General features: G+C 31.3%; 22 protein-coding genes. 5 read left to right on the top strand and 17 right to left on the bottom strand.

What is annotated here, in order from left to right; genetic code table 11:
- Positions 1-7 precede the first annotated feature (7 nt).
- The 7 genes from CW733_RS03690 to CW733_RS03655 form a co-directional block, all read right to left on the bottom strand.
- Entirely contained in the window at positions 8-1,759 is a 1,752-nt protein-coding gene (locus CW733_RS03690; protein WP_100995814.1) for a hypothetical protein, read from the bottom strand.
- An 83-nt stretch (positions 1,760-1,842) separates the two neighbouring features.
- Complete coding sequence (locus tag CW733_RS03685; RefSeq protein WP_100998643.1) at positions 1,843-2,364, bottom strand: hypothetical protein; 522 nt, start codon at positions 2,362-2,364, stop codon at positions 1,843-1,845.
- A gap of 402 nt (positions 2,365-2,766) precedes the next feature.
- Positions 2,767-4,002, bottom strand: a complete 1,236-nt coding sequence (locus tag CW733_RS03675; protein ID WP_100995812.1) for a DUF6638 family protein — start codon at positions 4,000-4,002, stop codon at positions 2,767-2,769.
- 78 nt (positions 4,003-4,080) lie between these two features.
- Positions 4,081-4,659 carry an NUDIX domain-containing protein gene (locus tag CW733_RS03670; RefSeq protein ID WP_100995810.1) on the bottom strand — a complete coding sequence of 193 codons (579 nt, stop codon included), beginning with the start codon at positions 4,657-4,659 and terminating at the stop codon, positions 4,081-4,083.
- 86 nt (positions 4,660-4,745) lie between these two features.
- Positions 4,746-6,704: an AAA family ATPase gene (locus CW733_RS03665; RefSeq protein WP_100995808.1), complete on the bottom strand. Its 1,959-nt coding sequence runs from the start codon at positions 6,702-6,704 to the stop codon at positions 4,746-4,748.
- A 141-nt stretch (positions 6,705-6,845) separates the two neighbouring features.
- Positions 6,846-7,901 (bottom strand): hypothetical protein, encoded by a 1,056-nt coding sequence (locus CW733_RS03660; protein ID WP_100995805.1) that lies wholly within the window; start codon positions 7,899-7,901, stop codon positions 6,846-6,848.
- 369 nt (positions 7,902-8,270) lie between these two features.
- Positions 8,271-9,614, bottom strand: coding sequence for a microtubule-binding protein (locus tag CW733_RS03655; RefSeq protein WP_100995803.1), 1,344 nt, complete (start codon positions 9,612-9,614; stop codon positions 8,271-8,273).
- A gap of 177 nt (positions 9,615-9,791) precedes the next feature.
- On the opposite strand from CW733_RS03655, the gene CW733_RS03650 reads away from it, so the two are divergent.
- Entirely contained in the window at positions 9,792-10,559 is a 768-nt protein-coding gene (locus CW733_RS03650; RefSeq protein ID WP_100995801.1) for an MBL fold metallo-hydrolase, read from the top strand.
- A gap of 54 nt (positions 10,560-10,613) precedes the next feature.
- The gene (locus CW733_RS03645; RefSeq protein ID WP_100995799.1) at positions 10,614-10,814 is read left to right on the top strand and encodes a hypothetical protein; all 201 of its coding nucleotides are present in this window, start codon (positions 10,614-10,616) and stop codon (positions 10,812-10,814) included.
- A gap of 69 nt (positions 10,815-10,883) precedes the next feature.
- On the opposite strand, the gene ettA is transcribed toward CW733_RS03645, so the two are convergent.
- From ettA to CW733_RS03625, 4 genes are all read right to left on the bottom strand, one after another.
- Complete coding sequence (ettA, locus tag CW733_RS03640; RefSeq protein ID WP_100995797.1) at positions 10,884-12,575, bottom strand: energy-dependent translational throttle protein EttA; 1,692 nt, start codon at positions 12,573-12,575, stop codon at positions 10,884-10,886.
- A 257-nt stretch (positions 12,576-12,832) separates the two neighbouring features.
- Positions 12,833-13,015 carry a CAL67264 family membrane protein gene (locus CW733_RS03635; RefSeq protein ID WP_027878875.1) on the bottom strand — a complete coding sequence of 61 codons (183 nt, stop codon included), beginning with the start codon at positions 13,013-13,015 and terminating at the stop codon, positions 12,833-12,835.
- Positions 13,016-13,260: 245 nt separating this feature from the next.
- Positions 13,261-13,698 (bottom strand): MarR family winged helix-turn-helix transcriptional regulator, encoded by a 438-nt coding sequence (locus tag CW733_RS03630; protein WP_100995795.1) that lies wholly within the window; start codon positions 13,696-13,698, stop codon positions 13,261-13,263.
- Positions 13,698-14,228 carry an NADPH-dependent FMN reductase gene (locus CW733_RS03625; protein ID WP_100995793.1) on the bottom strand — a complete coding sequence of 177 codons (531 nt, stop codon included), beginning with the start codon at positions 14,226-14,228 and terminating at the stop codon, positions 13,698-13,700. Before CW733_RS03625 ends, CW733_RS03630 begins: the two co-directional genes overlap by 1 nt.
- A 152-nt stretch (positions 14,229-14,380) precedes the next feature.
- Here CW733_RS03625 and CW733_RS03620 point away from each other — a divergent pair, with 152 nt between their 5' ends.
- Positions 14,381-16,009 carry an acyl-CoA carboxylase subunit beta gene (locus tag CW733_RS03620; RefSeq protein WP_100995791.1) on the top strand — a complete coding sequence of 543 codons (1,629 nt, stop codon included), beginning with the start codon at positions 14,381-14,383 and terminating at the stop codon, positions 16,007-16,009.
- 61 nt (positions 16,010-16,070) lie between these two features.
- Here the strand turns inward: CW733_RS03620 and CW733_RS03615 are convergent, their stop codons facing one another.
- Together CW733_RS03615 and CW733_RS03610 are read right to left on the bottom strand one after the other, a co-directional pair.
- Positions 16,071-18,245, bottom strand: a complete 2,175-nt coding sequence (locus CW733_RS03615; protein ID WP_100995789.1) for a VWA domain-containing protein — start codon at positions 18,243-18,245, stop codon at positions 16,071-16,073.
- 18 nt (positions 18,246-18,263) lie between these two features.
- Complete coding sequence (locus CW733_RS03610) at positions 18,264-18,914, bottom strand: hypothetical protein (RefSeq protein ID WP_100995787.1); 651 nt, start codon at positions 18,912-18,914, stop codon at positions 18,264-18,266.
- Between the two features lie 162 nt (positions 18,915-19,076).
- On the opposite strand from CW733_RS03610, the gene CW733_RS03605 reads away from it, so the two are divergent.
- Complete coding sequence (locus CW733_RS03605) at positions 19,077-19,952, top strand: T9SS type A sorting domain-containing protein (RefSeq protein ID WP_100995785.1); 876 nt, start codon at positions 19,077-19,079, stop codon at positions 19,950-19,952.
- 133 nt (positions 19,953-20,085) lie between these two features.
- Here the strand turns inward: CW733_RS03605 and CW733_RS03600 are convergent, their stop codons facing one another.
- From CW733_RS03600 to CW733_RS03590, 3 genes are read right to left on the bottom strand one after another with little or no spacing between them, the layout of a single operon-like run.
- Positions 20,086-21,144 carry an AMP-binding protein gene (locus CW733_RS03600; protein ID WP_100995783.1) on the bottom strand — a complete coding sequence of 353 codons (1,059 nt, stop codon included), beginning with the start codon at positions 21,142-21,144 and terminating at the stop codon, positions 20,086-20,088.
- A 3-nt stretch (positions 21,145-21,147) separates the two neighbouring features.
- The gene (locus tag CW733_RS03595; RefSeq protein WP_100995781.1) at positions 21,148-22,104 is read right to left on the bottom strand and encodes a CPBP family intramembrane glutamic endopeptidase; all 957 of its coding nucleotides are present in this window, start codon (positions 22,102-22,104) and stop codon (positions 21,148-21,150) included.
- 3 nt (positions 22,105-22,107) lie between these two features.
- Positions 22,108-23,148, bottom strand: a complete 1,041-nt coding sequence (locus CW733_RS03590; protein WP_100995779.1) for an o-succinylbenzoate synthase — start codon at positions 23,146-23,148, stop codon at positions 22,108-22,110.
- 59 nt (positions 23,149-23,207) lie between these two features.
- On the opposite strand from CW733_RS03590, the gene CW733_RS03585 reads away from it, so the two are divergent.
- Positions 23,208-24,095, top strand: a complete 888-nt coding sequence (locus tag CW733_RS03585; RefSeq protein ID WP_100995777.1) for a sterol desaturase family protein — start codon at positions 23,208-23,210, stop codon at positions 24,093-24,095.
- On the opposite strand, the gene menA is transcribed toward CW733_RS03585, so the two are convergent.
- Positions 24,092-24,994, bottom strand: coding sequence for a 1,4-dihydroxy-2-naphthoate octaprenyltransferase (gene menA, locus CW733_RS03580; protein ID WP_100995775.1), 903 nt, complete (start codon positions 24,992-24,994; stop codon positions 24,092-24,094). The genes CW733_RS03585 and menA overlap by 4 nt on opposite strands.

Genomic DNA, 24,994 nt, shown 5'->3' with positions numbered 1-24,994 from the left:
TTAAATATTAATTCAGGCTCTTTAAAGAATCTAGCTCTCGTTTTAAACGTTTAATTTCTTCAGATTTATTAAAATTTTTGATAGAATCTACTTTACGTTGTAAAGATTCTACAGACTCTTCAACCTCTTCCTCAACAACTAATGGGTCAACTTTAAAATCTAGAATACTATCTCCAACAACATCAATAATTTTTGTGTCTTCAACAAAATACTTACCAATACCTTCGCTAGAACGCCAAGCCTCTCCTAATTGGTTATAAATTTCTTTTTCCCAACCACTTGGGTGTTTAACATCTATCCAAACAACATCGCGATATTCGCTATCAATTATGGCTAAATCTGGCGTTGCAGAACCATCAAAAGCATCTGAACCTTCTCTAATAGCAGCAATAGTCCCTAAGAAAAATAATCTTCTACGTCCTGCAATATCTTTTATATATGGTCTAAATTCTACTGGTTTATTTACAGACCAATCAAACTCTTTACGCGATTCTATTACTTTTAACGGCATTGCCGAAACTCCTGCGTAACCTTGCTTTTTAGCTGCATGGTCGTAGTAATATAGTTTGTCTGTACCATCTGCAGGAACAAAAACACTGAAAGTTAGACTTGTACGCTCATCTCCTACTGGCTCTAAACCAAACCAATGGTATAAACCACTGTATGCACCTACTTTAGTGTCTTCAAAATTAAAATCGGTTACAAATGGTTGTTGGTTTTGATCATCTGCCAAATCTGGAATCTTAACTGCTGTTTCCATATTCCAAGGTAATGGGTCACTAAATCCACCTAAAAACTTTAAAGATTCTGCCTGTAAACGCGATATTTTCTCTGCTAAAGTATTTTGCTTTGTTAAAAATGGAAAGTTTTTCATTTCGTCTGGAGCTATATATTTTCCTTTTCCAATGGTAATACGCTCAAAATAATCGCTAGTATTGTGTTCACCATTTTCAATTATCATAACACCTCCAAAAGATGGGTAAGGAAAAAAGAAGCCTTTCCATTTTATTAAACTAACAACTTCTACCCATTGGCCTGTGTCGTTTTTCATATAAAACGTATCGCTTGGCTCGTAATTAACAAGCATCCACATATTAAAACGCTGTACAACAGCATTGTAAGTGTTTCTGCTAAATTTTAACGACTCTCCAATGGCAAATGTTACTGGAATTCTATTTTCACTAGAAAAGCGCGGAAAAGGTGTTGTACTCGATACAGAAAACACTTCTTCGGTATTATCTCGCATACCTTGCCAGTAGTATTTTTCTGTAGGCTGGATTGCCATTGTCCATTTATTCTCTCCATCTATTCTAACTAAATGTGGTAATGAAACATCTTTAGTTTCACCAACACTTTCATTTCCCATAGAATGAATATTTTTTAATGGCTGAATACGTTCATTTTGCGTTAATGGCAATTCAGAAATATTAACTTTATTTAAATCGTTAAATACGTTATACGTTTTCATGTAATCGTATAATTCCATTTTCCATCCCACAAAATATAATGCTCCAAAAAACACAGCCATAATGGCTAGCATAAAAATACGTTTTCCCGTAGAGGCTTGCTTTCTAAACGCTCTTAATCCAAAGAATAATACCAATCCACAAAGTAATATTATGAATATAAATTTTCTAACAAATAGTAACGCTGGTTGGTAATCGTCACGCATAAAGAATAATAAACCAATTATTATTAGACTTAAAATGATGACTGTTCTTTTTTGTTTCCCGCCTTTATTCCAGTAGTTTTTTATCATAATTTTTTCCTGCGAAAACAGGAATATCTTTTAGTTAATTCTATATTTTATTTAGATTCCTGCTTTCGCAGGAATGACAGACATTACAAATGTCCTTTATCTTTTAAACGCTGTCTTGCACTCTTTTTTGGAGCTTCTGGTTCTTTAATTTCTTTTTTTGCTTCTTCTATAGCCTCAGTATCTTTTGTTTCTAGATCTTTAATAAAGTCTTTTCCTTTTTCTACTGTATCTTTTACAACATCTACAAAAGAGTCACTTTTCTCGTCTAAAACTTCAGATGATTTAAATACAAAATTAGCCAAATACGTTCCTACTAAAGTACCAGAAATACTTGCTATAAATAATTGGATGGTATAAACATCAATTGGTATAATAAATCGAATTATTACTATTCCTAATAAAAATAAAACGCCAATATAAACCAAGCGCATTAAAAAAGATTGCTGATACAGAAAGCCTTTTTTACTTCCTGGTTTCATTTGAAGCTCTTCGGAATAAAATAGTTTATTAAAGAAACTATATACTTTATTAGATTTCGATTCTCTCCAATACAATACAATTCCAAAAAGAATTGAGGCGATAAATAATATTATTTCTATTGTCATATTTTTTTGTTTTGTCATTCTGCGCTACGACGCAGAATCTTCTTTTATTAATTCCAATCGAAAGATAAATCATTCCAATTTTTATTATCTTTTTCTATTAATTCTATTTTCCAGCTTCTATTCCAATTCTTAAGTTGCTTTTCTCTTTTTATGGCATCGTTTACATATTGAAACTGTCCAAAATAAATGAGTATATTTAATCCATATTTTGAGTATAAAGCATGTTTTTATACTCGAACATTCTTCTTTCTAAGATTATTAGTCATTCCAATATATAGTGTACCTTTTTAATTAATTGATAGAATATACATATAATATTAATGATGATTTCCTTTCATTTTAAATAATGGATTCTGCGTCGTAGCGCAGAATGACAAAGTGTTATTTATATGTCTACAAACTCTATATATTGTTACTAATTTCTAGGATTACCCATTCTTTTAAAGAATCATCCCAAGTTTCATAAGTTTTATAAAACTGTTCTTTATCGTACCAGTATAAAAATAAAACATCTTTAGCAGAAACGTTAATTAATAGCTTCCAAATTAAATCTTGATGCTTTGGATCTAGTGATGAATGTGGTTTGTGTAAGGCTTCAAAGAACTTTAAATCTACTATATCTGCTATTTTATACTCGTTACTTACTTCTAGTTTTTCTAGGTAACGTTCTACACTCATTACACGCTTTCTATCTTCAATATCTAATTTATTAAGATAGCTTTTAGATAAAACTTTATCATTTAATATAACTGTAAATGAATGCTGTGAATTCGTTATGGCTTCGGCAAAAACAAACTTTTTAATACGTTGATAACGTTCTGTTTTTACTTCAATTTCAAGATCGCATTCAATGATAATATGATCTCTTAATCTATCCATTAATTCTGGTTGCGAAATATGATAAATCAACACATCATGCGTAGTATCTTTAATGGCTTCTTTATGCCATTTTTTATCTTCGAAAACCACAATTTCTTTAATAAAATCTCTAAGCACATAAACACCTCCAAATGCCTTTGTGTAAAAGGAACTTGTAGTAAACTGAACCTCATGTAAATCTAAATCACGATGTCTTAAATCTCCATATTTTTTAGCAGATTCAAGTAGTTCGGCATGAATAGTTTCATCTATAAAATTATTGCCTTGCTTAAATTTATGAATAAGTTCTAATTGTTCTTTTTTAACACGATCTAAATTATCAATTAAATGAAAATTGATATTCACAACATTGTATTTTAAAACGTCTAAAGGCTCGTAAAATGCATCAATATTTTGATCGAAATCAATACAAATAGCACTATCACGAGTGATATTATTAATTTTTGCTTCGTGGGTTTTAAACACCTGTTGCATCATTTCACGATCGAACGTATGAAACGGTAAATAAACAGGTTTCCCTTTTTGTAAAGGTGAAATAATAATGGCATGCGGATTTGCTTCACCATTATTTAAATAATGTAAGTTCTTTTTTTCTTCAGCAATTTCTGGACTCCAACCTATTCCATCTATAGAAAACGAAGTTAATTTGGTTGGCATAAAACCAAGTTTAGCCAAACATTTATTATAACGTTCTACCAGTTTGCCACTTATAGGAATAAGTTCGCTTCTGTATAAATTTGCTTGTTTTAGTTTTTGCATCTTGTTTCCGCAAAAGCGGTAATCTTTAATTTTATTTCACTGAAATTATTAGTCCTTAAACAGAGATTAGAATATTAATTATACTAGATTATTAATCTGCGCGTATTGCAATAATATTATGGTTTTTGCATCATTAATTTCTCCAGTTTCAATTTTTTGCAGTGCCTCTTTAAATGGCATTTCTAAAATTTCAATATCTTCTTTTTCGATTTCAAGTCCGCCACCTTCACTCACTTTCATTGCTTCTGAATATTCACCAACAAAATAATATAGTTTTTCGGTTAAAGCTCCAGGCGAAGAATAAGCTTCCATAACTTTTTTAGCTTCTTTTAATCTGTAACCTGTTTCTTCTTCGACTTCTCTAATAACACATGTCTCAGGATCGTCATTATCTAGCATTCCTGCACAAGATTCTATTATAAATCCAGTTTTATCTTCGTTTAAAAAAGCCGAAATTCTAAACTGCTTTACCAAAATTACAGCTTGTTTTTCTTTATTATATAATAGAATTGTAGCACCATCTCCTCTATTATACGACTCTCTTTTTTTACTAACCCAATTACCGGCTCTCATCTTATAATCGAAAGTTATTTCGCTTAAAGTCGCCCAACCTTTGTGTAAGGTTTTGTCTACTATATTTTTTATTCTTGTTTTCAAAATTTTAATTTCTCCTTTTGCTTCTAAAATATTAATAAGGTTATGGATTCCTGCCTTCGCAGGAATGACAAAACTTATTTTAAAATTTACTTTCCAAAGCTCTCTCTTGCTTTTAAATCTATATTCATTTGGTTTACTCTTGCATCTACTTTACGTTTAAAGTCTGTATCTGCAATGGTTGCAACGTTATCTAGGTAGCGTACAACTTCTTGTCTTCTTATATCTGAAAAGTTTAATCCTTTCATGTTTCCCTTCATTAATTCTTGAAGCATATTAAATTTGGTTTCGTAATTCTGTTTAAAATAAATTTCAGGCTTATCGAACCAATCTTGTTCTAAATCGAAATCTGTTAAACGTAATGAAATTGCAGATTGAATGTTTCTAACATCTCTAGAAGAGAAGAATGGAAATATCTTCTGAATCTCTTTATATAAACCTGCATAAAACAAGTGATCGTTTGTATTATGTAATTTCTCTGCTTTATCATAAGCTTCTAAAACTCTAGCTTCACTTGGTTTTTCAACACTATTTAAAATGTCTCCCATGTTTTTTGCTAAACCTTGATCTTTTAGGTATTCGTAGTCCTTTGGACTCGTCATATTAACGAAATCTGGCATTGTTTTATCCAGTTTTCTCCACCATAAATGATCTTGATCTAAGAAATCGTGCTCTGTACGTGCACCATCAATTTTAAAACGACCTTGTACACGAGAGATTACTGCTTTATCCAACATTTCTGGCAAATTGGTAAATAACCCAATAGAACTATTTCCATAATTTACTGCGTAAGCACCTTCTGTATATCTTAGAAAAACACCAATAACTTCTTTTACACCTGCTGAAACGCCTTGTGCTGTACGTTCTTGTAAGTTATTCTCTGCATCATCAATTGGTGCAAAAATTAATTTTGACGGATCTTGCATTGGCTTCATCCATTCTACCATTTTCTCGGCACTTCCACCTTGAAAGGTACTAATTAAAGTATCTGGCATTGGATGGAATAAAAACGGAATGTCTAAATTATCTGCATGCTCTTTTAATCGTGTTGCAATGGCTGCAATAAGCATACTTTTTCCAGTTCCAGGAATACCATAACCCATAAAAACTGGCATGAAACCACCAAGTTCTTGAAACGGGTTCTTTTTTACCTCGAAATCGTAACTTAGCATACGCTCAGTTAAACGTCTTGCAAAGTGCTTTGCATCTCTGTTTCCTACAATTTGCTCGAACTGAATTTTATTAAATTCTATACTTTTTGCTGTACCAGAAAACACATTATCCCAACCCGAAATAGCAAACTCGCTATTTTCTAGTTTGTAAGTTCTATCTACAATAGTTTCTGTGTATTCTAAACTGCTTTTGCGTAGTTGAATTTCGGCTATTAAAGCTTCGTAATACACTACAGTAAAGTCTATAACATCTTTATCTGTTTTAATAATATCTGGATGCCCTAAATATTTATCATAATAAAATAAACTACACGCAATACCTTTTAATGGAGTGATAAAAGATACTTCTGGTAAGCCAGCGAATTTATGTTTCATTACAGATAAATCGTCTGATGCTAAAGGTTTTAAATTATGAAGAATATTATAAGCCATCGAAAATAACATGAATGCTGTAGACGTATGCATTTTACTTTCATATTCTCGCTTTCCATTAGAATCTAAAGCCGCTTTGCGTTCGTTTAAGCTTGATAATCCTGATGCGTCGTAATAACTATCTTTTACCCAAATACCTAATGCAATGCCTTCTTGCACTGCAAAAAGTGTTTGATTTAAGTGTACAGGAATAGCAATAGAATCTGGCAACAGTCGCTTTTTAAGAGCTAATATTGTTTTAGAAACCGAAGTAATGTCTGTTGCTCCACTTCCATTATTTGCACGAGATAAATACAGTAAAATAGATTCGTCTTTTGCGTCTTTATCTTTGTTTTTGGCTCTTGCGCCTTGTTCCCATTGTATACTTTTTAAGTAACCACTTGCTTCGTCGCGAAGCATGTCTAGTTCGTTTTGTTTTATTGGGAAAGTTGAATTGTGCTCCATTTATTTAGTCTTCAGTTTGCAGTATTCAGTATACAGTGTCTACTCTGCTATACTTACTCTAAATTGCAATTAATCTTATTTTTATAATTTAAAACCGTTAACAGTGGACTGCCAACTGTAGACTGTTTACTGCCTACTTTTTTACTTCATTTTTAAATCTGCAATTTGAAAAGGTGGCTTTGCCAATTTATTCATAATCTCAGGATTTTTATTGTATAATAGTTGAATGATACGATGTGGCGCAAACACATATCTTTGCTTAACAACATCACTCCATCTTTGTAAAGTTTGCTTGCTAAAGTAACCACCTTCTGTAAATTCGCTACCAGAAAAGACTTCGTCTATTTTAAAGGATAAAGCGTAAGATTCTAAAGGCACTTCTTTTTTAGCAATACTTTCTAAAATACTGTGTGTTAATATGTTTTCGTCTTTGGCGAAAATATTATGAAATGGTCCTAAATCGATACGTTTTATATGCTTTGGTTTTAGTTTTTTTAAACGTCTGTCTATGCTATAAGCCATAGTGTCTAGAGACATTTTTCTATCTGCTACTGTTTTTAAAACGTCGTAGATTTCTGCTTTTTCGTCTTCAGGGTTTTTTCCATCGTAATAAAAATACATAAAACAAACGAATGGCCTGTTTAGTGATACATCGTAAAAACTCCAGCTTACCATATATTCTGCTTGACTTCCTGCTGCTGCTTGTATAATTTTACCTTGTACAAAACGATTGAAAATATACTTTTGTTCTACAGATGTGTAGTATACTATTGATGCTGCTTGAAAAAGTTTATCGCGTTTTATTGGTTCTTTTTTATGCATTAACTGCGTTAGAAATTCTTCTTGTAATTCGGAAACGTCTTTTAACTTGTTTAAGTAATTATCTCTTAATGACAAGTCGTTATATAGGTAACGAAACTCTAAATAATTAGGAAAACCAGAATCTGTTAAGTCGACTTTCATATTATCCTCTTCGTCGTACATGTATTTTACACGCATGGCTTCGATGGAATATAATAGCAAATCGCAGTATTGCTTGAAATACGTCATTTCTTGCGGTGTACATAATTTGTTGAATTGTACACTTGTAATGAGTTCTTTTAAAGCAAAATCTACTTTTTTATGATAGAACACGTATTGATCTTTACTGTCTAAAACAGCAGAATCTAATGGTGTTACTATGTGGTTTAATGACATGTTTTTAGTATTCAGTTTGCAGTCTCAGTTTTCTGTACTTACTCGATAGGTTTTTTTTTGACACGAATTTCACTAATTTACTCTTACTCTAAATATTACATTGAAATTTGCTGAATTTTTACATAGACTCGCAGAGTCTTTTAGATGTTTTTTTAACAGAATTAATCTTACTTTAAAAGGAAAAATCTATTGGTTAAGTTAAAACATTATCGAGTACGCGTTAAGGATTGAAGCGGCATCCTTTTGCTTTTTCAGCAAAAGATATAGCGGAAAGCCTGACCTACTTTTGCCGTGAAAGCAAAAGTAGGTAACGCCCTAATACTTATCGATACAATTTTTTCGTGCCTCAAAAATCGCTCAAATTGACAGTTAACCTAATAAATCGTCGTCGCTAGACTCTTCTTTTTTAGGAGCTGGAGCAGCATCTCCATCTCCAGAAGGTGCGTTTGCGTCTGCTGCGTAATAGTCTTCGAACATTTCTTTCATATCGATTCCGTAACGCTCTGCAAAGTTCTTTTGGATATCGCTATCTTTTGCACGAATCTCTTGTAAAGCTTCGGCATAACTACCATAAACGCCTTGCATTACTTTTTCGTGAACTGGAATATTATCCATCATTTCTTGTCTTGCTTTTGCACTTGCAGTATGCATAGATGCTAAAGTTTCTCCAATATGCTCATCGGTTTTCACACCTAAGTGCTCTAAAATGGCAGCGAATTCTTGATCTGTTCTTGCTTTTAAAGCAACAACGTAACCATCGTAATATTTAAGACGCTCGTCTGTATCACTCTTTAATTTTGCACGATGCGTTTGTAAGTTTGAACGTAAAGACGTTAATACTTTAATAGTTAAATTATGCTTGTGCACGAAACTATCTTTTGAGGCTGCAAGAGTTGTGTAAGCGTTTTTGAGTCCTTCTAACTCTTCTACTTTTTGCTCTATTGTTGTTACTTTAGATAAAGCCTCAGAATATTCTGCAGATTGCTTATCTGAAACGTCTTCAAGTGCTTGACGCGACTGCTTTAGTAATGCGTATTGCTCTTCTAGTTTATCTTCGGTTTCTTTCTTTTTCTCTAATGCTTTTGTATGGTTTTTAGACGCTTCTACAATGGCATCTTTAAGCTTCTCTTCTACTTCTTTAATCTCTACTTCTCGGTTTTTTAAACGTGTAACTGCTGCTTGAGATTTGTATGACAATTCGCTTAAAAGTGTTTGCACATCTGCACTTTCAATACGTTCTTGAAACATTGCTTTTGCTTTATTGTCTGCTCCAGCACGTACTTTTTCTGCTTCTTTTAGAGATTGATCTGCACTTTTTATTTTGCTTTTTCTTCCCCAAAGATTATTCCACCATGTATCTGGTTTGTTTTGGGCATCTTCTAATTCTATTTTTGCACGCTCTAATGCTTTTTGGGCATCATCTATAACTTTTTGTTCTTTTTCATTAAGTGAAGAAAAACGTTCGAATAAAATACCTACTTCATCTTGATAGTCGGTTAAATCTTTAATTGCATCTAAAAGCGTTGTTCTGTCTTTTTCTGCCATATCCACAACATCGTCTAATGTTGCGTTAAGAATTTTCTGACGACTTTCTGGATCGTCTTCTTGGGCAAGCTTAGATTTCATGGTGTCTATTGCTTTTCCCCAATTAACATCTACTTTTTCGGTTTTCTCTTGAGAGTTCGTTTCTAATAAGTCAAAATCATCAGCCATAGGATATATTATGTTTTTAAGTTATTCATATTTTGAGTAAGCAATTTCGTTAAAAAATCTAACTTTTAAAATAAATTACTTACTTATATGTATTAACTTTTATTTAAATGTTACAATTTTATATTACGAAATAAAGAAATTACCTTTAACTCAAATTATAACTCAATTAAAATAGAAATGAAACACTACCTTATTATTGCTTTAGTTATCTGTATTTCAGCATGTAAAAACGATACACAAACGAACGTGACAGATACTTATTCTAAAATTTCTGAATTAAAAATCACACCTATTGAACATGCTACTATGGTTTTAGAGTATAATGGGAAAACTATTTATGTGGATCCAACTGGTGGAAAGGAAGCTTTTGAAGGGTTTCCTAAGGCTGATTACATACTGATTACAGATATACATAGTGATCACATGCAACTAAACACAATAGAGTCTCTAGATTTAAGTAGTACCCAAATTATTGCTCCAGAAGCTGTTTACGAATTATTTTCTAAAGATCTTAGAGCCAAAACAAATGCTATAATTAATGGTATAGAGGTAAATTATAAAACTTTTTCCTTAGAAACTATACCAATGTATAATTTAAGTGAAGAAGCGTTAAAATACCATCCAAAAGGCAGAGGGAATGGTTATGTTTTAACTTTTGGAAAAGAGCGTATTTACATTTCTGGTGATACTGAAGATATTCCTGAAATGCGTAAGCTTAAAGATATAGACAAGGCTTTTATTTGTATGAATTTACCTTATACTATGACTATTGAAAGTGCTGCAGATGCTGTGCTAAGTTTTAAACCTAAACAAATCTATCCTTATCATTATCGTGGTACTGAAGGCTATAGCGATATTAAAAAATTTAAGTCTATAATTAATGAAAAAGCAAAAGGTATTGAGGTTGTACAATTAGATTGGTATCCAAATACTAGTGAAAAGTAATTTTGAATTTATATATTTGACTTTTACCACAGATAAACTAGTACAATAACCTACATGAATAATCTTATATTACCTGCTCTTTTAGGAATTGTTGTTGCTCTTATTTTTTTTATTCCGATTATAAAACAAAAAATAAAACTTTTTAAAGACTTAAAAACTCTTGAAGCTCAAGATAAAAAGTTAAAAGAAATGACTAGTAAACAAAAAGATGATGACAAATATGATGACTTTACAGATGGTCATTTATATCAATAAAATAAACATAACGCATAAAAAAAGCAGACTATTATAGTCTGCTTTTTTTATGCGTTATGTTTAAATTTACTATCTAACAAGTTTCTTATACTTAATACGTTTTGGCATTAAGTCTCCACCAAGACGTTTTTTCTTATTTTCTTCGTATTCAGAATAACCACCTTCAAAGAAGTATACTTCTGAGTTTCCTTCGAAAGCCAAAATGTGAGTACAAATTCTATCTAAAAACCATCTGTCGTGAGAAATAACCACTGCACAACCTGCAAAGTTTTCTAAACCTTCTTCTAAGGCTCTTAACGTATTTACATCTAAATCGTTAGTAGGTTCATCTAAAAGTAAAACGTTACCTTCTTCTTTAAGTGTCATTGCTAAGTGTAAACGGTTACGCTCACCACCAGATAACATACTTACTTTTTTATTTTGCTCGCTTCCTGAGAAATTAAATCTACTTAAATAAGCTCTTGAATTCACTTCTTTTCCACCCATCATTATTAACTCTTGCTCGTCGCTAAAGTTTTGCCAAATGGTTTTTTCTAAATCTATATTACTGTGTGCTTGATCTACGTATGCGATTTTTGCAGTTTCTCCAACTTTAAACTCACCTTTGTCTGGTTTTTCCTCACCCATTATCATTCTAAAAATAGTGGTTTTACCAGCACCATTTGGTCCTACAACACCTACTATTCCTGCTTGTGGCAAGTTAAAATTTAAATCTTCATAAAGTAATTTATCTCCAAATGCTTTACTTACACCAGAAGCTTCAATTACATTAGTTCCTAAACGTGGTCCGTTTGGAATGTATATTTCAAGTTTCTCGTCAAGTTGTTTTTGATCTTGACTCATTAATTTATCGTAATTCTTTAAACGTGCTTTTTGCTTTGTTTGTCTTCCTTTTGCACCTTGTCTAACCCATTCTAACTCGCGTTCTAATGTTTTTTGACGTTTAGATGCTGTTTTAGATTCTTGAGCCATACGTGTAGATTTTTGGTCTAACCACGATGAGTAATTTCCTTCCCATGGAATACCTACACCTCTATCTAATTCTAAAATCCAACCTGCAATATTATCTAAGAAATACCTATCATGCGTTACTGCAATTACAGTTCCTTTGTATTGTGCTAAGTGCATCTCTAACCAATGTACAGATTCTGCATCTAAGTGATTGGTTGGCTCATCTAATAATAATACATCTGGTTCTTGTAATAATAAACGGCATAAAGCAACACGACGTTTTTCTCCACCTGAAAGTACACCAATTTTCTTATCGCCTTCTGGAGTACGTAACGCATCCATTGCAATTTCTAATTTAGTATCTAATTCCCAAGCATCAGCTGCATCAATTTCATCTTGTAAAACAGCTTGACGTGCCATTAGTTTATCCATCTTGTCTGCATCAGAATACACTTCTTCTAAGCCAAACATGTCGTTAATTTTATGATATTCGTCAAGAATAGCAACTGTAGCAGCAGCACCTTCTTTAACCACTTCTAAAACAGTTTTTTCTGGATCTAATTGAGGTTCTTGTTCTAAGTAACCTGTAGTAAATTCTGTATCTGAAGTTAAATCTCCTTGGAAATTTTTATCTATTCCTGCAATAATTTTTAACAAGGTAGATTTACCAGAACCGTTAAGACCTAAAATTCCAATTTTTGCTCCATAATAGAAACTTAAATAGATGTTCTTTAGTACTGGTGTGTTTGCCGACTTGAACGTTTTTGTTACGCCAGCCATTGAAAATATAATTTTTTTATCGTCAGCCATATTGTTATTTGTTGTGTTTTGTATAGATGTTCTATTAATCTAGAACTTCCTTAATATATTTGTTTTTAGTTTAGTATTCTACGATTTATTAAAATCAAAATACCTGCTTCGCAAGGTATCTATTTTGGTTTTGATAAACCACTCTTTGCTTCGGTATTAAACTCTTCCTTTTAAGTTTTATGTTTTTACAACTTGAAGAATATAAATAGCTAAAAAAGCTATCTATTTATATTTTTTAGTTACCCTTTGCTTGGCTCTTAAACTCTTCCTTTTAAGGCGTTAAACACCCAAGCAATAGCAAAAAAACCAATACCAACAGAGGCAAATCCCCAACCAGCGACATCATCGTATCTAAAAGCGCCTAAAGCGATTAATGCTAAACCTACTATTATCATAATTGTGGTAGCCCAAGCTAACACAGTATTTTTATTCATTGCCATAATTATCATCTTTTTAAAGGGAATTACAAATATCGTGTATTTATATAAAAAAAGCATCGTAATTATGATGCTTTTAATACCTTAAACTACATATTTATTACATTAGGTTTTCAATTAAAACTAATTTTAAATCTATATTAGCCTGAATTGAAAACCATTCTGCATTTGAAACCCATATCAGCATATTTTAATATTATTTCTAAAAATTAAGAAAAGGCATTCAACTAAACTCAATTAATTTTCAATTATCTAATTTTATCTAATAAATCGCTTAACTGTCCTGCTTCTTCTTCACTTAGGTTTTTAAGTAATTTTGGATCCCACTTATCATCAATTTTAGCTAATAATTTTAAACCATTTTTTATAATAATAATATTTACTACTCTCCTATCGTGTTTGCTAGGTATTCTATCTATTAACTCTTTTGCACACAACTTATCCATTAGTCTAGTAACGTTAGGAGAACGTTGTACCATCCTATTTTTAACAGTTTGAACACTAATAGGTTCTTTTGCTCCTCTTAGAATTCTTAAAATATTATACTGCTGTGGTGAAATATTATATGGTTTAAAAAACTCTAATTGCTTACCATTAACCCAACTTGCAGTATATAATATATTTATGTATGCTTTTAAATCGTTAGATGGAAAAGTAGATTCTATTTCTTTTGAAATATCTCCCATTATATATGGTCTTTAAAGATTTCAATCTCTTGATTTAATGCTTTATTTAAAGCCTGGTCTTTAATACCTTCTTCTGAAAAATTATCGTTAAATGAAGGTAAAGAGAAAGTAGCTACTACATTAGCATTATGCCTTGGAAATCTATCTTTTGCAATTTCTAAAACTGACTGTCCTCCTCTTCCTCCTGGAGAAGTTGCCATTAAAAGCATTGGTTTATTATTCCAAAACTTACCATCAATGCGAGATAACCAATCTATAAGGTTTTTAAAAACTGTTGCATAAGCTCCATTATGCTCTGCTAGAGATAAAATTATTCCATCTGTTTTTATAATATGATCCAAAAAAATTTCTGCATCTTTTGGGATACCTTTCTCGTTTTCTAAGTCAATACCATAAAGTGGTAAATTGAAATTATTAAGATCTAAAACAGTTAAACCAACAGCTTCAATTGAAGCGCCTACAAAAGTAGCTAATTGTTTATTTATTGAGGTTTTACTATTACTACCTGCGAATACTAAAATGTTTTTCATATAAAAATGTGATTCTTAAATTTAAAGGTACAAAAAACACTTTCCACAGAAACTATTGTTATGGTATTTAATAAACAATTAACTATTTTATTGTGATTAAATCGTTTCTACTTTGAAATTAAACTTTGTATTTTAGCTTAAAAATTAATTTAATGGATATCGATTTTAATAAAAACGAAGATTATAATAAATTACTATTATCTGATTTACGTAACCGCTTTGCAAAAGTAAAATTAGGAGGTGGACAAAAACGAATTGATAAACATCACGAAAAAGGTAAACTTACAGCAAGAGAACGTATTGATTATCTTTTAGATAAAAAACGTAAAAGCATTGAAATTGGAGCTTTTGTTGGTGATGGTATGTACGAAGAACATGGTGGTTGCCCTTCTGGAGGTGTTGTAATAAAAATAGGTTATGTAAGTGGCAAACAATGTATTGTTGTTGCTAATGATGCTACAGTAAAAGCTGGTGCATGGTTTCCTATTACTGGAAAAAAGAACTTACGTGCTCAAGAAATTGCAATAGAAAACAGACTTCCAATAATTTATTTGGTAGATAGTGCTGGTGTATATTTACCTTTACAAGACGAGATATTTCCAGACAAAGAACATTTTGGTCGTATTTTTAGAAACAACGCTATAATGAGTAGTATGGGAATTACCCAAATTGCTGCTGTTATGGGAAGTTGTGTTGCTGGTGGTGCTTATTTACCAATTATGAGTGATGAAGCTCTTATTGTAGATAAAACTGGAAGTATTTTTTTAGCAGGAAGTTACCTTGTAAAAGCTGCTATTGGAGAGACTATAGATAACGAAACTTTAGGAGGTGCAACAACACATTGTGAAGTTTCTGGAGTTACAGATTATAAGGCAAAAGACGATAAAGATGCTTTAGATACTATAAAGCGTTTAATAGATAAAATTGGAGATTACGATAAAGCTGGTTATAACCGTGTTGATGCAATTAAACCTAAGGAAAACCCTGAAGATATTTATGGTATTCTGCCAAAATCGAGAGCAGACCAATACAATATGCTTGATATTATTTCTCGATTAGTAGATAATGGAGATTACGATGAATACAAAGCTGGCTACGGAAAAACCATTATTACTGCTTATGCAAGAATAGATGGTTGGGCTGTTGGTATTGTTGCCAACCAAAGAAAGTTAGTAAAAACCAAGAGTGGAGAAATGCAATTTGGTGGTGTAATTTATAATGATAGTGCAGATAAAGCGACACGTTTTATTGCTAATTGTAATCAGAAAAAAATACCATTAGTATTCTTACAAGATGTTACTGGTTTTATGGTTGGTAGTAAAAGTGAACATGGTGGTATTATTAAAGATGGAGCAAAAATGGTAAATGCCGTTAGTAACTCTGTAGTTCCAAAATTCACAATTATTATAGGAAATAGTTATGGAGCAGGAAACTATGCTATGTGTGGTAAAGCTTACGATCCTAGATTAATTGTGGCTTGGCCAAGTGCAGAACTAGCTGTAATGAGTGGAAACTCTGCTGCTAAAGTATTACTTCAAATTGAAAAAGCTTCTTTATTGAAAAAAGGAGAAAAAATTACGCCTGAAAAAGAAGAAGAATTATTCTCTAAGATTAAAAATAGATACGATAATCAAGTATCTCCTTATTATGCAGCGTCTCGATTATGGACAGATGCAATTATAGATCCTTTAGATACCAGAACTTGGATTTCTATGGGAATTGAAGCTGCTAACCATGCTCCTATTGAGAAACCTTTTAACATGGGTGTTTTACAGGTTTAGTTTGTGATTTTATAAATATTAAAAAAGGAACGCAATTGCGTTCCTTTTTTTTGTGTAGCTCTTATTTGTTTAAAGAAGAAATCAATCTTATAAACTCTGCTCTATAACCTAGTTTATCTACTCCTCTTCCATTTTCTGCTAAAGCAATAACATCTTCAATTGTAGTCTTATTAAAATAACTAGATTCTCTTAGCTGCATACCAAATAATGCCACTGCAGAAGCAAATTTCAAGCCTTCTGAAGCCTCTTTTAATTCATCTTTTTGAATATGAACCATCTCTATACTCTTTTTTCCATCTGGATTTTTATACCTAAATTTCACGGTAAACAATTCATCTGAAAAATTTTTATTGACTTCAACTTTAGTGTATTTTAAATCTATTACATTTTTTATATATTCACTTTTAACACCTACTGGAATTACTTCGTAAAGTGCTGTAACCGTATGTCCACTTCCCAATTCTCCAGCATCTTTTGTATCGTCTACAAAATCTTCATCTTCTAATAATCTGTTTTCATATCCTATTAATCTATACGCTTGCACTTTTTTGGGGTTAAATTCCACTTGAATCTTTACATCTTTAGCTATAGTATAAAGTGTGCCTCCAAATTCTTTTCCAAATACTTTTTGCGCTTCTTGCATAGTGTCAATGTATGCATGATTTCCATTGCCTTTATCTGCTAAAATCTCTAATTTAGAATCTTGATAGTTACCATAGCCAAATCCTAAAACAGATAAGAATACACCAGACTTACGTTTATCTTCAATTAGCTTTTTCATGCTTTTATCGCTCGACTCACCAACATTAAAATCGCCATCTGTTGCAAGAATAACACGATTGTTACCTTTTTTCTTAAAATTCTTTTCGGCCAACTTATAAGCTAAATTAATTCCTGCACCACCTGCTGTAGAACCGCCAGATTGCAAATTATCTAATGCATTTAAAATGGTTTCTTTATTATTACCAGATGTTGGCTCTAAAACAACTCCAGCAGCTCCTGCGTAAACAACAATAGACACTTTGTCTTGCTCTCTAAGTTGATTTACCAACAGTTTAAATGCACCTTTTAAAAGCGGTAATTTATTTTGAGCACTCATAGAACCAGAAACATCAATTAAAAAAGTAAGATTAGATGCTGGAAGCTCATCATTTTTATAAGTTTTACCTTGCAATCCTATTTTAACAATTTGCGTTTGAGCATTCCAAGGTGTCACTGCTAATTCTGTATTAATTGAAAAAGGATGCTCACCTATTGGTTGCGGATAATTATAATCGAAATAATTAACCATTTCTTCAATTTTAACAGCATCTGCAGGAATGGCTTGACCATTATTAATCATACGTCTTATGTTACTATAAGATGCTTTATCTACATCTATGGAAAAAGTAGACAATGAATTAGATTTAGTAATCTCAAAATTATTTTCTACTATTTCTTCATAAACATCTTGAAATCCTTTTACTTCTTCAATTTGCGAATTTTTAGATTTTTTTATAGCCCGTCTAACATCTTTTGGTAAAATATGGTTTCCACTTTTTGTTTGAATAATTATGACTCCATTAGATCCACGAACTCCATATAAAGCAGCTGCATTTGGTCCTTTTAGTACTGAAATCGACTCTATATCTTCATTTTTTAAATTAAACAAACCTACTTCACTATTTATAGAATTATCTAATGGTACTCCATCTACAATAAATAATGGCTTATTATTACCAGAAATAGATGAATTCCCTCTTAATACAATTCTTGAAGAACTTCCAACTGTACCTTTAAACTTTTTCTTAACTGCCAATGGTTTGGAATTAGATAATCTTTTTATTTTTCTCTTACTCCTTGATCTTAAGGACACACCACTTACTTTACCAGATAATGCAACAGAAGAAGAATAACCTAATGCTTTTCTTTCCTTTTTAATACCCATTGCAGTAATTACAACCTCTTCAAGTACTTGTTCTTCCATTGCGAAACTAATAATACTACTAGCTCCTACAGTTTTTTCTATTGTGCTACCAACATAAGTAAATACAATAATATCACCTACTTGTGCTGGAATACTATAGTGTCCATCAAAATCTGTGGTTGTTCCGTTAGATGTTCCTTTTACAAAAACATTAACGCCTGGTAATGGTAAAGCATTTTCATCTGTAATTGTTCCTGTAATCGTTTTTTGCTGTGCATGTACTTGTAGTGAAACAAACAACACAATAATTAAGTTTAATACGTTTTTCATAATAGTTATTTTAAAATGTTAGTCTTTTATTATTGAAATTAATTCTGGTAATAATGTAATTGCAGTAAGTAAAACAACATTACTTCCTTTACTTTTTGTGATTTGTTCTTTAACAGATGTTACATCAACTTTAGAAGTTTCAGTTTTATTTGTAGACACATTTGGATTTCTAACCATAACTACCATATTATCTGCTGTTTCGCTATAATCCTCTTGTGCCTGTTGGTATGCCATTGCAATACCATCGTTATGTTTTTCTGTAATACTCGATTTAACATCGTTAATTACAGCTAACATTTTTTTAATTTCTTTAGCCGAAACTCTATCTAATAACATTCCGTTTTGTCCTGAATAAACAAATACAGATACTTTATCTTCTTTTATTAAACGTGTGGTTAAAAATTTAAAAGCTTGTTGAAGAATGATTTTATCTTCCGAAGAAAAATTAGTTTTTGAAGTTTCTAAAATGAAGCTTATTTGCTTGGTTTTAGTTTTATCCTCTGCATTAGATTTAGTGTTAGCATTATCTGTAGTAACCTCTTTAGGAAAGTGATTTGCCACGAATGTTATTAAATGATCTAAGGCAATAGATTGCGTTTCTATACTGTTTTGAGCAGAAAGAGATGTTAAGCTTACTAGCGTAACAAATAAGGTGAGTACTGTTTTCATAATCTTTGGTTTTAAAGTTTAGAGTAAAACTATAACCAAAGTCTATGTTATAAAATATAGAATGAGTGAACAGGTGTTTTTAATGAGTGAACACTACTTTTAATAAGCTTTACATTATTATAAAAAAAACTATATTTGAAAAATTAAAAAAAAATCATATTTATGACATCAAAATTACCTTTACTTATTTCTTTTTTTCTGAGCCTTAGTTTTATAAGTTTTAAAAGTTATACAACATTAAAAACAGATTCTAATTACGCTTTAATTCCACTTACCTCATCAGGTCTTGCTGCTACTTTTGGTATGGATAGAACTGGAAGCCCTATTTCTGGTGGACAAAATTGTAGTGGTTGCCATAGTGGTGCAAGTAACAATTCTACAATAACTATTACAGTAATAGATGCTATGGGAACTACGGTTACAAATTATACTCCTGGAACGACTTATGATTTATTTTATTCTGTAGAAAGCCAATATGGAATTGCAAAAGGTTTTCAATCTGTTATATTAGGTTCTGCAAATAGTGCACAAGCAGGTACAATAATTAATCCAGGTCCTGGAGCTGCTGTTGTAACTTTAAATGGAAGGCAATATTTAGAACATTATACAACTTCTTTTAGTGCTAATTATACAGTTTTTACTGCAGAATGGGTTGCACCTAACGGACAAGATGATATTACATTTTATGCCTCAGGTATTGCAGGAAATGGTAATGGAGCAACTTCTGGAGATGAAGCAATTAGTCCTGTAGCTTTAACTTTAACTAAAAACACATTATCTAATGCTACTTTTGAATTAAATAACAACATAAAACTATTCCCTAATCCATCAAACTCAGGTTTTAATATTGATTTAGGTAAAGTTTATAAAAACACAACAATTGAAATTACTAATTTAAACGGGCAATTAATTAAAACAATTAATAGTAATAACGAGCAAACTATTAATTTTAATTTAGAAGTTGCTAAAGGCTTATACTTTGCTAAAGTAAAGACTTTAAGTACTGAATTAGTTATATTGAAACTATCTGTAAAGTAAAAACATTATTTTTTAACTATTAAATCCAGTGTTTTAATACGCTGGATTTTTTTATTTTAATAATCTTTGGTTTTAAAGTTTAGAGTAAAACTATAACCAAAGTCTATGTTATAAAATACAGAATGAGTGAACACTACTTTTTTAATAATTGTAATGTTTTTTTACGCTGAATTTTCCCAGAAGTAGTCTCAACGAAATTAGATAAGTAATAGGTTTTTTTAGGTTTAGAATATGAATCTAAAGTATTAAATAGAGAAATATCTAAATCATTTTCTTCTCCTTCAATAATAAGAATAACACGTTCTCCAAGAGTTTCATCTTCTTCTGAAGCTATAAAGAAACGATTGCTAATTTTACCACTTAACAAATTCTCTACTTGCTCTGGAAATATTTTAATACCGCCAGAATTAATAATAGTATCTGCTCTACCAATCCATTCAAATTCGTTTTCAGACAGAAGCTTAACCACGTCGTTAGTAATTATTACTGCAGTAGAAACACGAGGAGCATCAACAATAAGACAGCCTCTATCGTCTTGCGTAATTTTTATATTTGGTAAGGTTTTAAAACTATTGTTTTTAGTCGTATTATTTAATTGTTTCACTGCTATATGAGAAACGGTCTCTGTCATACCATAAGTCTCAAAAATAGTAGTTTTTAGTTCTTTTAATTTAGAATTTAATGCTGAAGATACTTTTGCTCCTCCTACAATAACCGTTTTAATAGCCTTTAATTTATCTTCATTTTTTTCAAGCTGTAAAGGCACCATTGCAGTAAAATGATACTGCTTTTCTAAATCTATTTGCAGGTTAGATTTTGGTTCAATACTATCCATTTCGAGGCCTAAAACTAGAGCACGAACTAGCATCATTTTTCCAGCAATATAATGTGCTGGTAAACATAAAAGTGCTGTGCTACCTGGTTGTAAGTTAAAGTGAATTCCTGTTGCAATTGCACTATTAACCATAGCTTGCTTTTTAATTACAATAGTCTTGGGAGTTCCAGTAGAGCCAGATGTTTTAAGCGCAATTGTATTAGATGTGTCTTGCCATTGGTATAAAAATTCTCCTATATCCTTTTTATAGTATTCCTCAGTTTTAATTAAATGTAGCGCAAGTGTTTTTAAATCCCTAAAGCCATAATGTTCTCCATTAAACTTAAAACACTCATGTACTGTATTTAAACTTGGCATGTACTAATCTATTACTTTGTAGTTCTCTTTTTGTGGCGCTACAACCTTTCCAAAAAGTTTTTCTTTCCAGTTAGTCCACTTGTAAACTTTAGCAAAGATGAAAATGATAATTGGAAAGATTACAAATACAGGCAAAACAATATCGTTAAATCCAACGCCTGGTTCTGAAATATCTTTAAAAACAGAATGTGTTTGTAAAACGGTCCAATCTGCTGAAACTAACAATGCTCCAAATAAATTATTTGCTGCATGAAAACCTAATGCTAATTCTATACCTTCGTCCATAAGTGTTATAATACCCAAAAACAATCCAGTACCAATGTAGTAGACCATTACTAAGGTTCCCAACTTATCTACTTCTGGATTAAAAAAGTGCATTCCACCAAAAATTAAAGAGGTCATAAGTAAAGGAAACCACCTATTTTTAGCCAATGTCCCAAAACCTTGCATTAAATAACCTCTAAAAATATACTCTTCTGTACTTGTTTGTATTGGTAAAAGAAGAATTGCAATTAAAGCTAAAATTAAAAAACGTTTTAACTCAAAGTTCCAAACATAACTTTCTGGAGTTAAATAGTAATCTAGTAAAACCATACCTGAAGAAATAATTCCCCAAAAGATAAAAGCAAACCAAATACGTTTCCAATCTATTTTTTTTCTTGCTGTTGTTAATCCTATTATTGTTTGTTTATGTAAGTACTTGACAACTAAAAACAAAGTAACCAAAGCAAAAACGAAAGACAATAACATTAAAAACAGATTAAGGTTAGGCTCTAAAGAAGTCATTAATTCTTGTTCTGTCATTGAAAAAACAGAACCTCCTTTTTCTACAGCTTTTAAAATGGCAGCCACAGTAAAAGGAATTTGCCCAACAACAGCTCCAATAATCACTATTACAGAACCAATAAGGTATCTCCAAAATTCATGCTTAATCTTAAATGCTTGTTGTATAAAATCCATTTGCTATAAATTAAAGTTCCAATTATTATTATTATTATTATTGTACTGCAATGTACCATTTTCTACTTGTAAAGGCGATTGAAAGTTGTTTGTAAACAAACTTCCAGTACCTAAACCTTGAGGCATTTTATTATTTTTTAAATACGTGTATTGTGCAATAGCACTTAGTCCAATATTACTTTCTAAAGCACTTGTAATCCACCAATTAATATTTTGCTTTTTGGCTAAAGCAATCCACTCATCTGTTCCTGCAAAACCACCAATAAAACTGGGTTTTAATATTATGTATTGCGGTTTTATGGTTTGTAGTAGTTCAATTTTATTTTCTGTTGAAAAAACACCTATTAATTCTTCGTCTAAAGCAATTGCCAATGGTGATTTCTCGCACAAACTAGCCATAGCTTCAAATTGATGTTGCCTAATTGGCTGCTCTATAGAATGTAGATTAAAATCGCTTAATTGCTTCAGTTTTTCTAAAGCAGTATCTGGACTAAATGCGCCATTAGCATCGACACGTAGTTCTATATCGCTTTCGCGGAAATGCCTTCTAATACCTTTTAATAAATTTAATTCTGTTTTAAAATCTATGGCTCCAATTTTTAATTTAATACATTTAAAACCTGTTTCAATTTTATCTTGAATTTGCTGTTTCATAAAGGCTTCAGTTCCCATCCAAATTAAGCCATTTATAGCAATTGATGCTTCTCCTTTAGTAAATTTAGATGGAAATAACTCGAAATTGTTATCTGCTTCAAAAGACAGAAAAGCCATTTCTAATCCTATTTGAATACTAGGAAACTCAATATTTTTAGCTAAAAGAATAGCCAAACCTTTTTCTATATTCTCACAAGTGTATTTAAGTTGTGCTTCGTAATCTTCTCGATCATCTATAGACAAACCACGAAGAATTCCACATTCTCCAACACCGCTTTTTTCTTCCGAAGATAAAATAATAAACCACGTTTCTTTCGTTTTTAAAACACCACGAGATGTACCACTTGGTTGTTTAAAATTAAGAATGTGTTTTTTGTAGATTGCTTTCATAAATAGTTTCAAAAATACTTAAAAAAAATTGTAACTTGGTTTTAATTATTCCATAACTAATGAGTACGTTTCCAAATCTAATTTTATTTGCTATTCCGTTTTTTGCGGCTTCAATTTTTTTAGAAGTTTATGTTGTTTTCAAGCAGCATAAAACCTATGATTATAAAGATGCATTAACTTCAATTTCCATGGGAATTGGTAATGTTCTACTCACTTTTATTAGTAAAGTGATAGTGCTTTTTTGCTTTTTATATATTTATAATAATTTTAGACTATTTACAATTCCAATGGCTTGGTGGAGCTTTGTTTTATTACTCTTTGCAGACGATTTTTGCTATTATTGGTTTCATAGAATATCTCACGAATGTAGACTGTTTTGGGCTTCGCATGTGGTGCATCATTCTTCAGAAAAATATAATTTAAGTACAGCTTTAAGACAAACTTGGTCTGGTGGATTTTACACTTTTATCTTTTGGTTAGTTTTACCTCTATTAGGTTTTCATCCTGGAATGATTATTTTACAAATGTCTGTTAGCTTAATTTATCAATTTTGGATACATACAGAAATCATAAATAAATTACCAAAATGGATCGAGGCTGTGTTTAACACGCCTTCACATCATCGTGCTCACCATGGAAGTAATGTTATTTATCTAGATAGAAATTATGCTGGAATCTTTATAATTTGGGATCGATTATTTGGCACTTTTCAAGCTGAACTAGATACCGAAAAAGTAAAATATGGCTTGATTGAAAATATAAACACACATAACCCTATTAAAATTGCCTTTCATGAATGGGTAGCAATGTTAAAAGACATGTCTAAGAAAAAAGTATCTTTTATTAACCGAGTAAAATATCTTATAAAACCTCCAGGTTGGAAACATGATGGTAGTGGTGTTAATTCTAACGATTTAAAAAAAGAATGGCTTAAAAAAAAGTCTTAAAACAAATGTCCAATACCTAAAAGTACAGCTAAAAGAACTGTAGATAAAGCTAGTTTTTTTAATTCAGGATCAAAATCTGTCAAATTTGTAATGGCATTTACACGTTTTAAATGCAATATTAAAGGTATATAAGCTAGAAAAAATATTAAATTAAATGGAGAAACGTAGTATAAAACCCCAAATAGAAACGTTGTTAATATTGCTCCAATAACTAAAAAATTATGATAATTTTTCGCCTTTTCTCTCCCTAATTTTACTGCTGTTGTTATTTTATTACTTTTTAAATCGGTCTCTATATCTCTCATATTATTGAGATTTAAAACGCCTGCACTAAGTAAACCAAGAGCAATAGCTGGTAAAACGGTTACATGATCAAATTGTTTTGCAAACAAGACATAACAACCTACAACACTTATAATTCCAAAGAATAAAAACACATAAACATCACCTAAACCTCTATAACCATATGCTGTGTTTCCCATTGTGTATTTTATAGCAGATCTTACAGCAAATGCTGCAATTCCAAAAAACAGAAGCGCTAACAATAAATGTTTAGACCCAAAAGCAGAATAGATTAAACCAATAGTTAGCCCAATACAAATTAGAATATTCATTCTAATAGCATGAAGCATCTCGTCTGGAGAAATACTACCACTTTGGATGGCACGCTCTGGTCCTATTCTATCTTCGTTATCTGTTCCTTTTTCAGCATCACCATAATCGTTAGCCAAATTAGATAACACTTGATAACTAATAGTTGCTGCAATTGCTAAAAGGAACACTTGCCAATTAAAAACACCGTTATACTCTGCTAAACAACCTGCAACAATAATTCCCGAAATAGAAAGTGGTAGTGTTCGTAATCTTATAGCAGAGAGCCATATTGAAATATTTTTCAT

Source organism: Lacinutrix sp. Bg11-31 (assembly GCF_002831665.1).
GTDB lineage: Bacteria > Bacteroidota > Bacteroidia > Flavobacteriales > Flavobacteriaceae > Lacinutrix.
The sequence above is the reverse complement of the archived record's forward strand: the minus strand, read 5'-3'. Positions and strand labels throughout refer to the sequence as shown.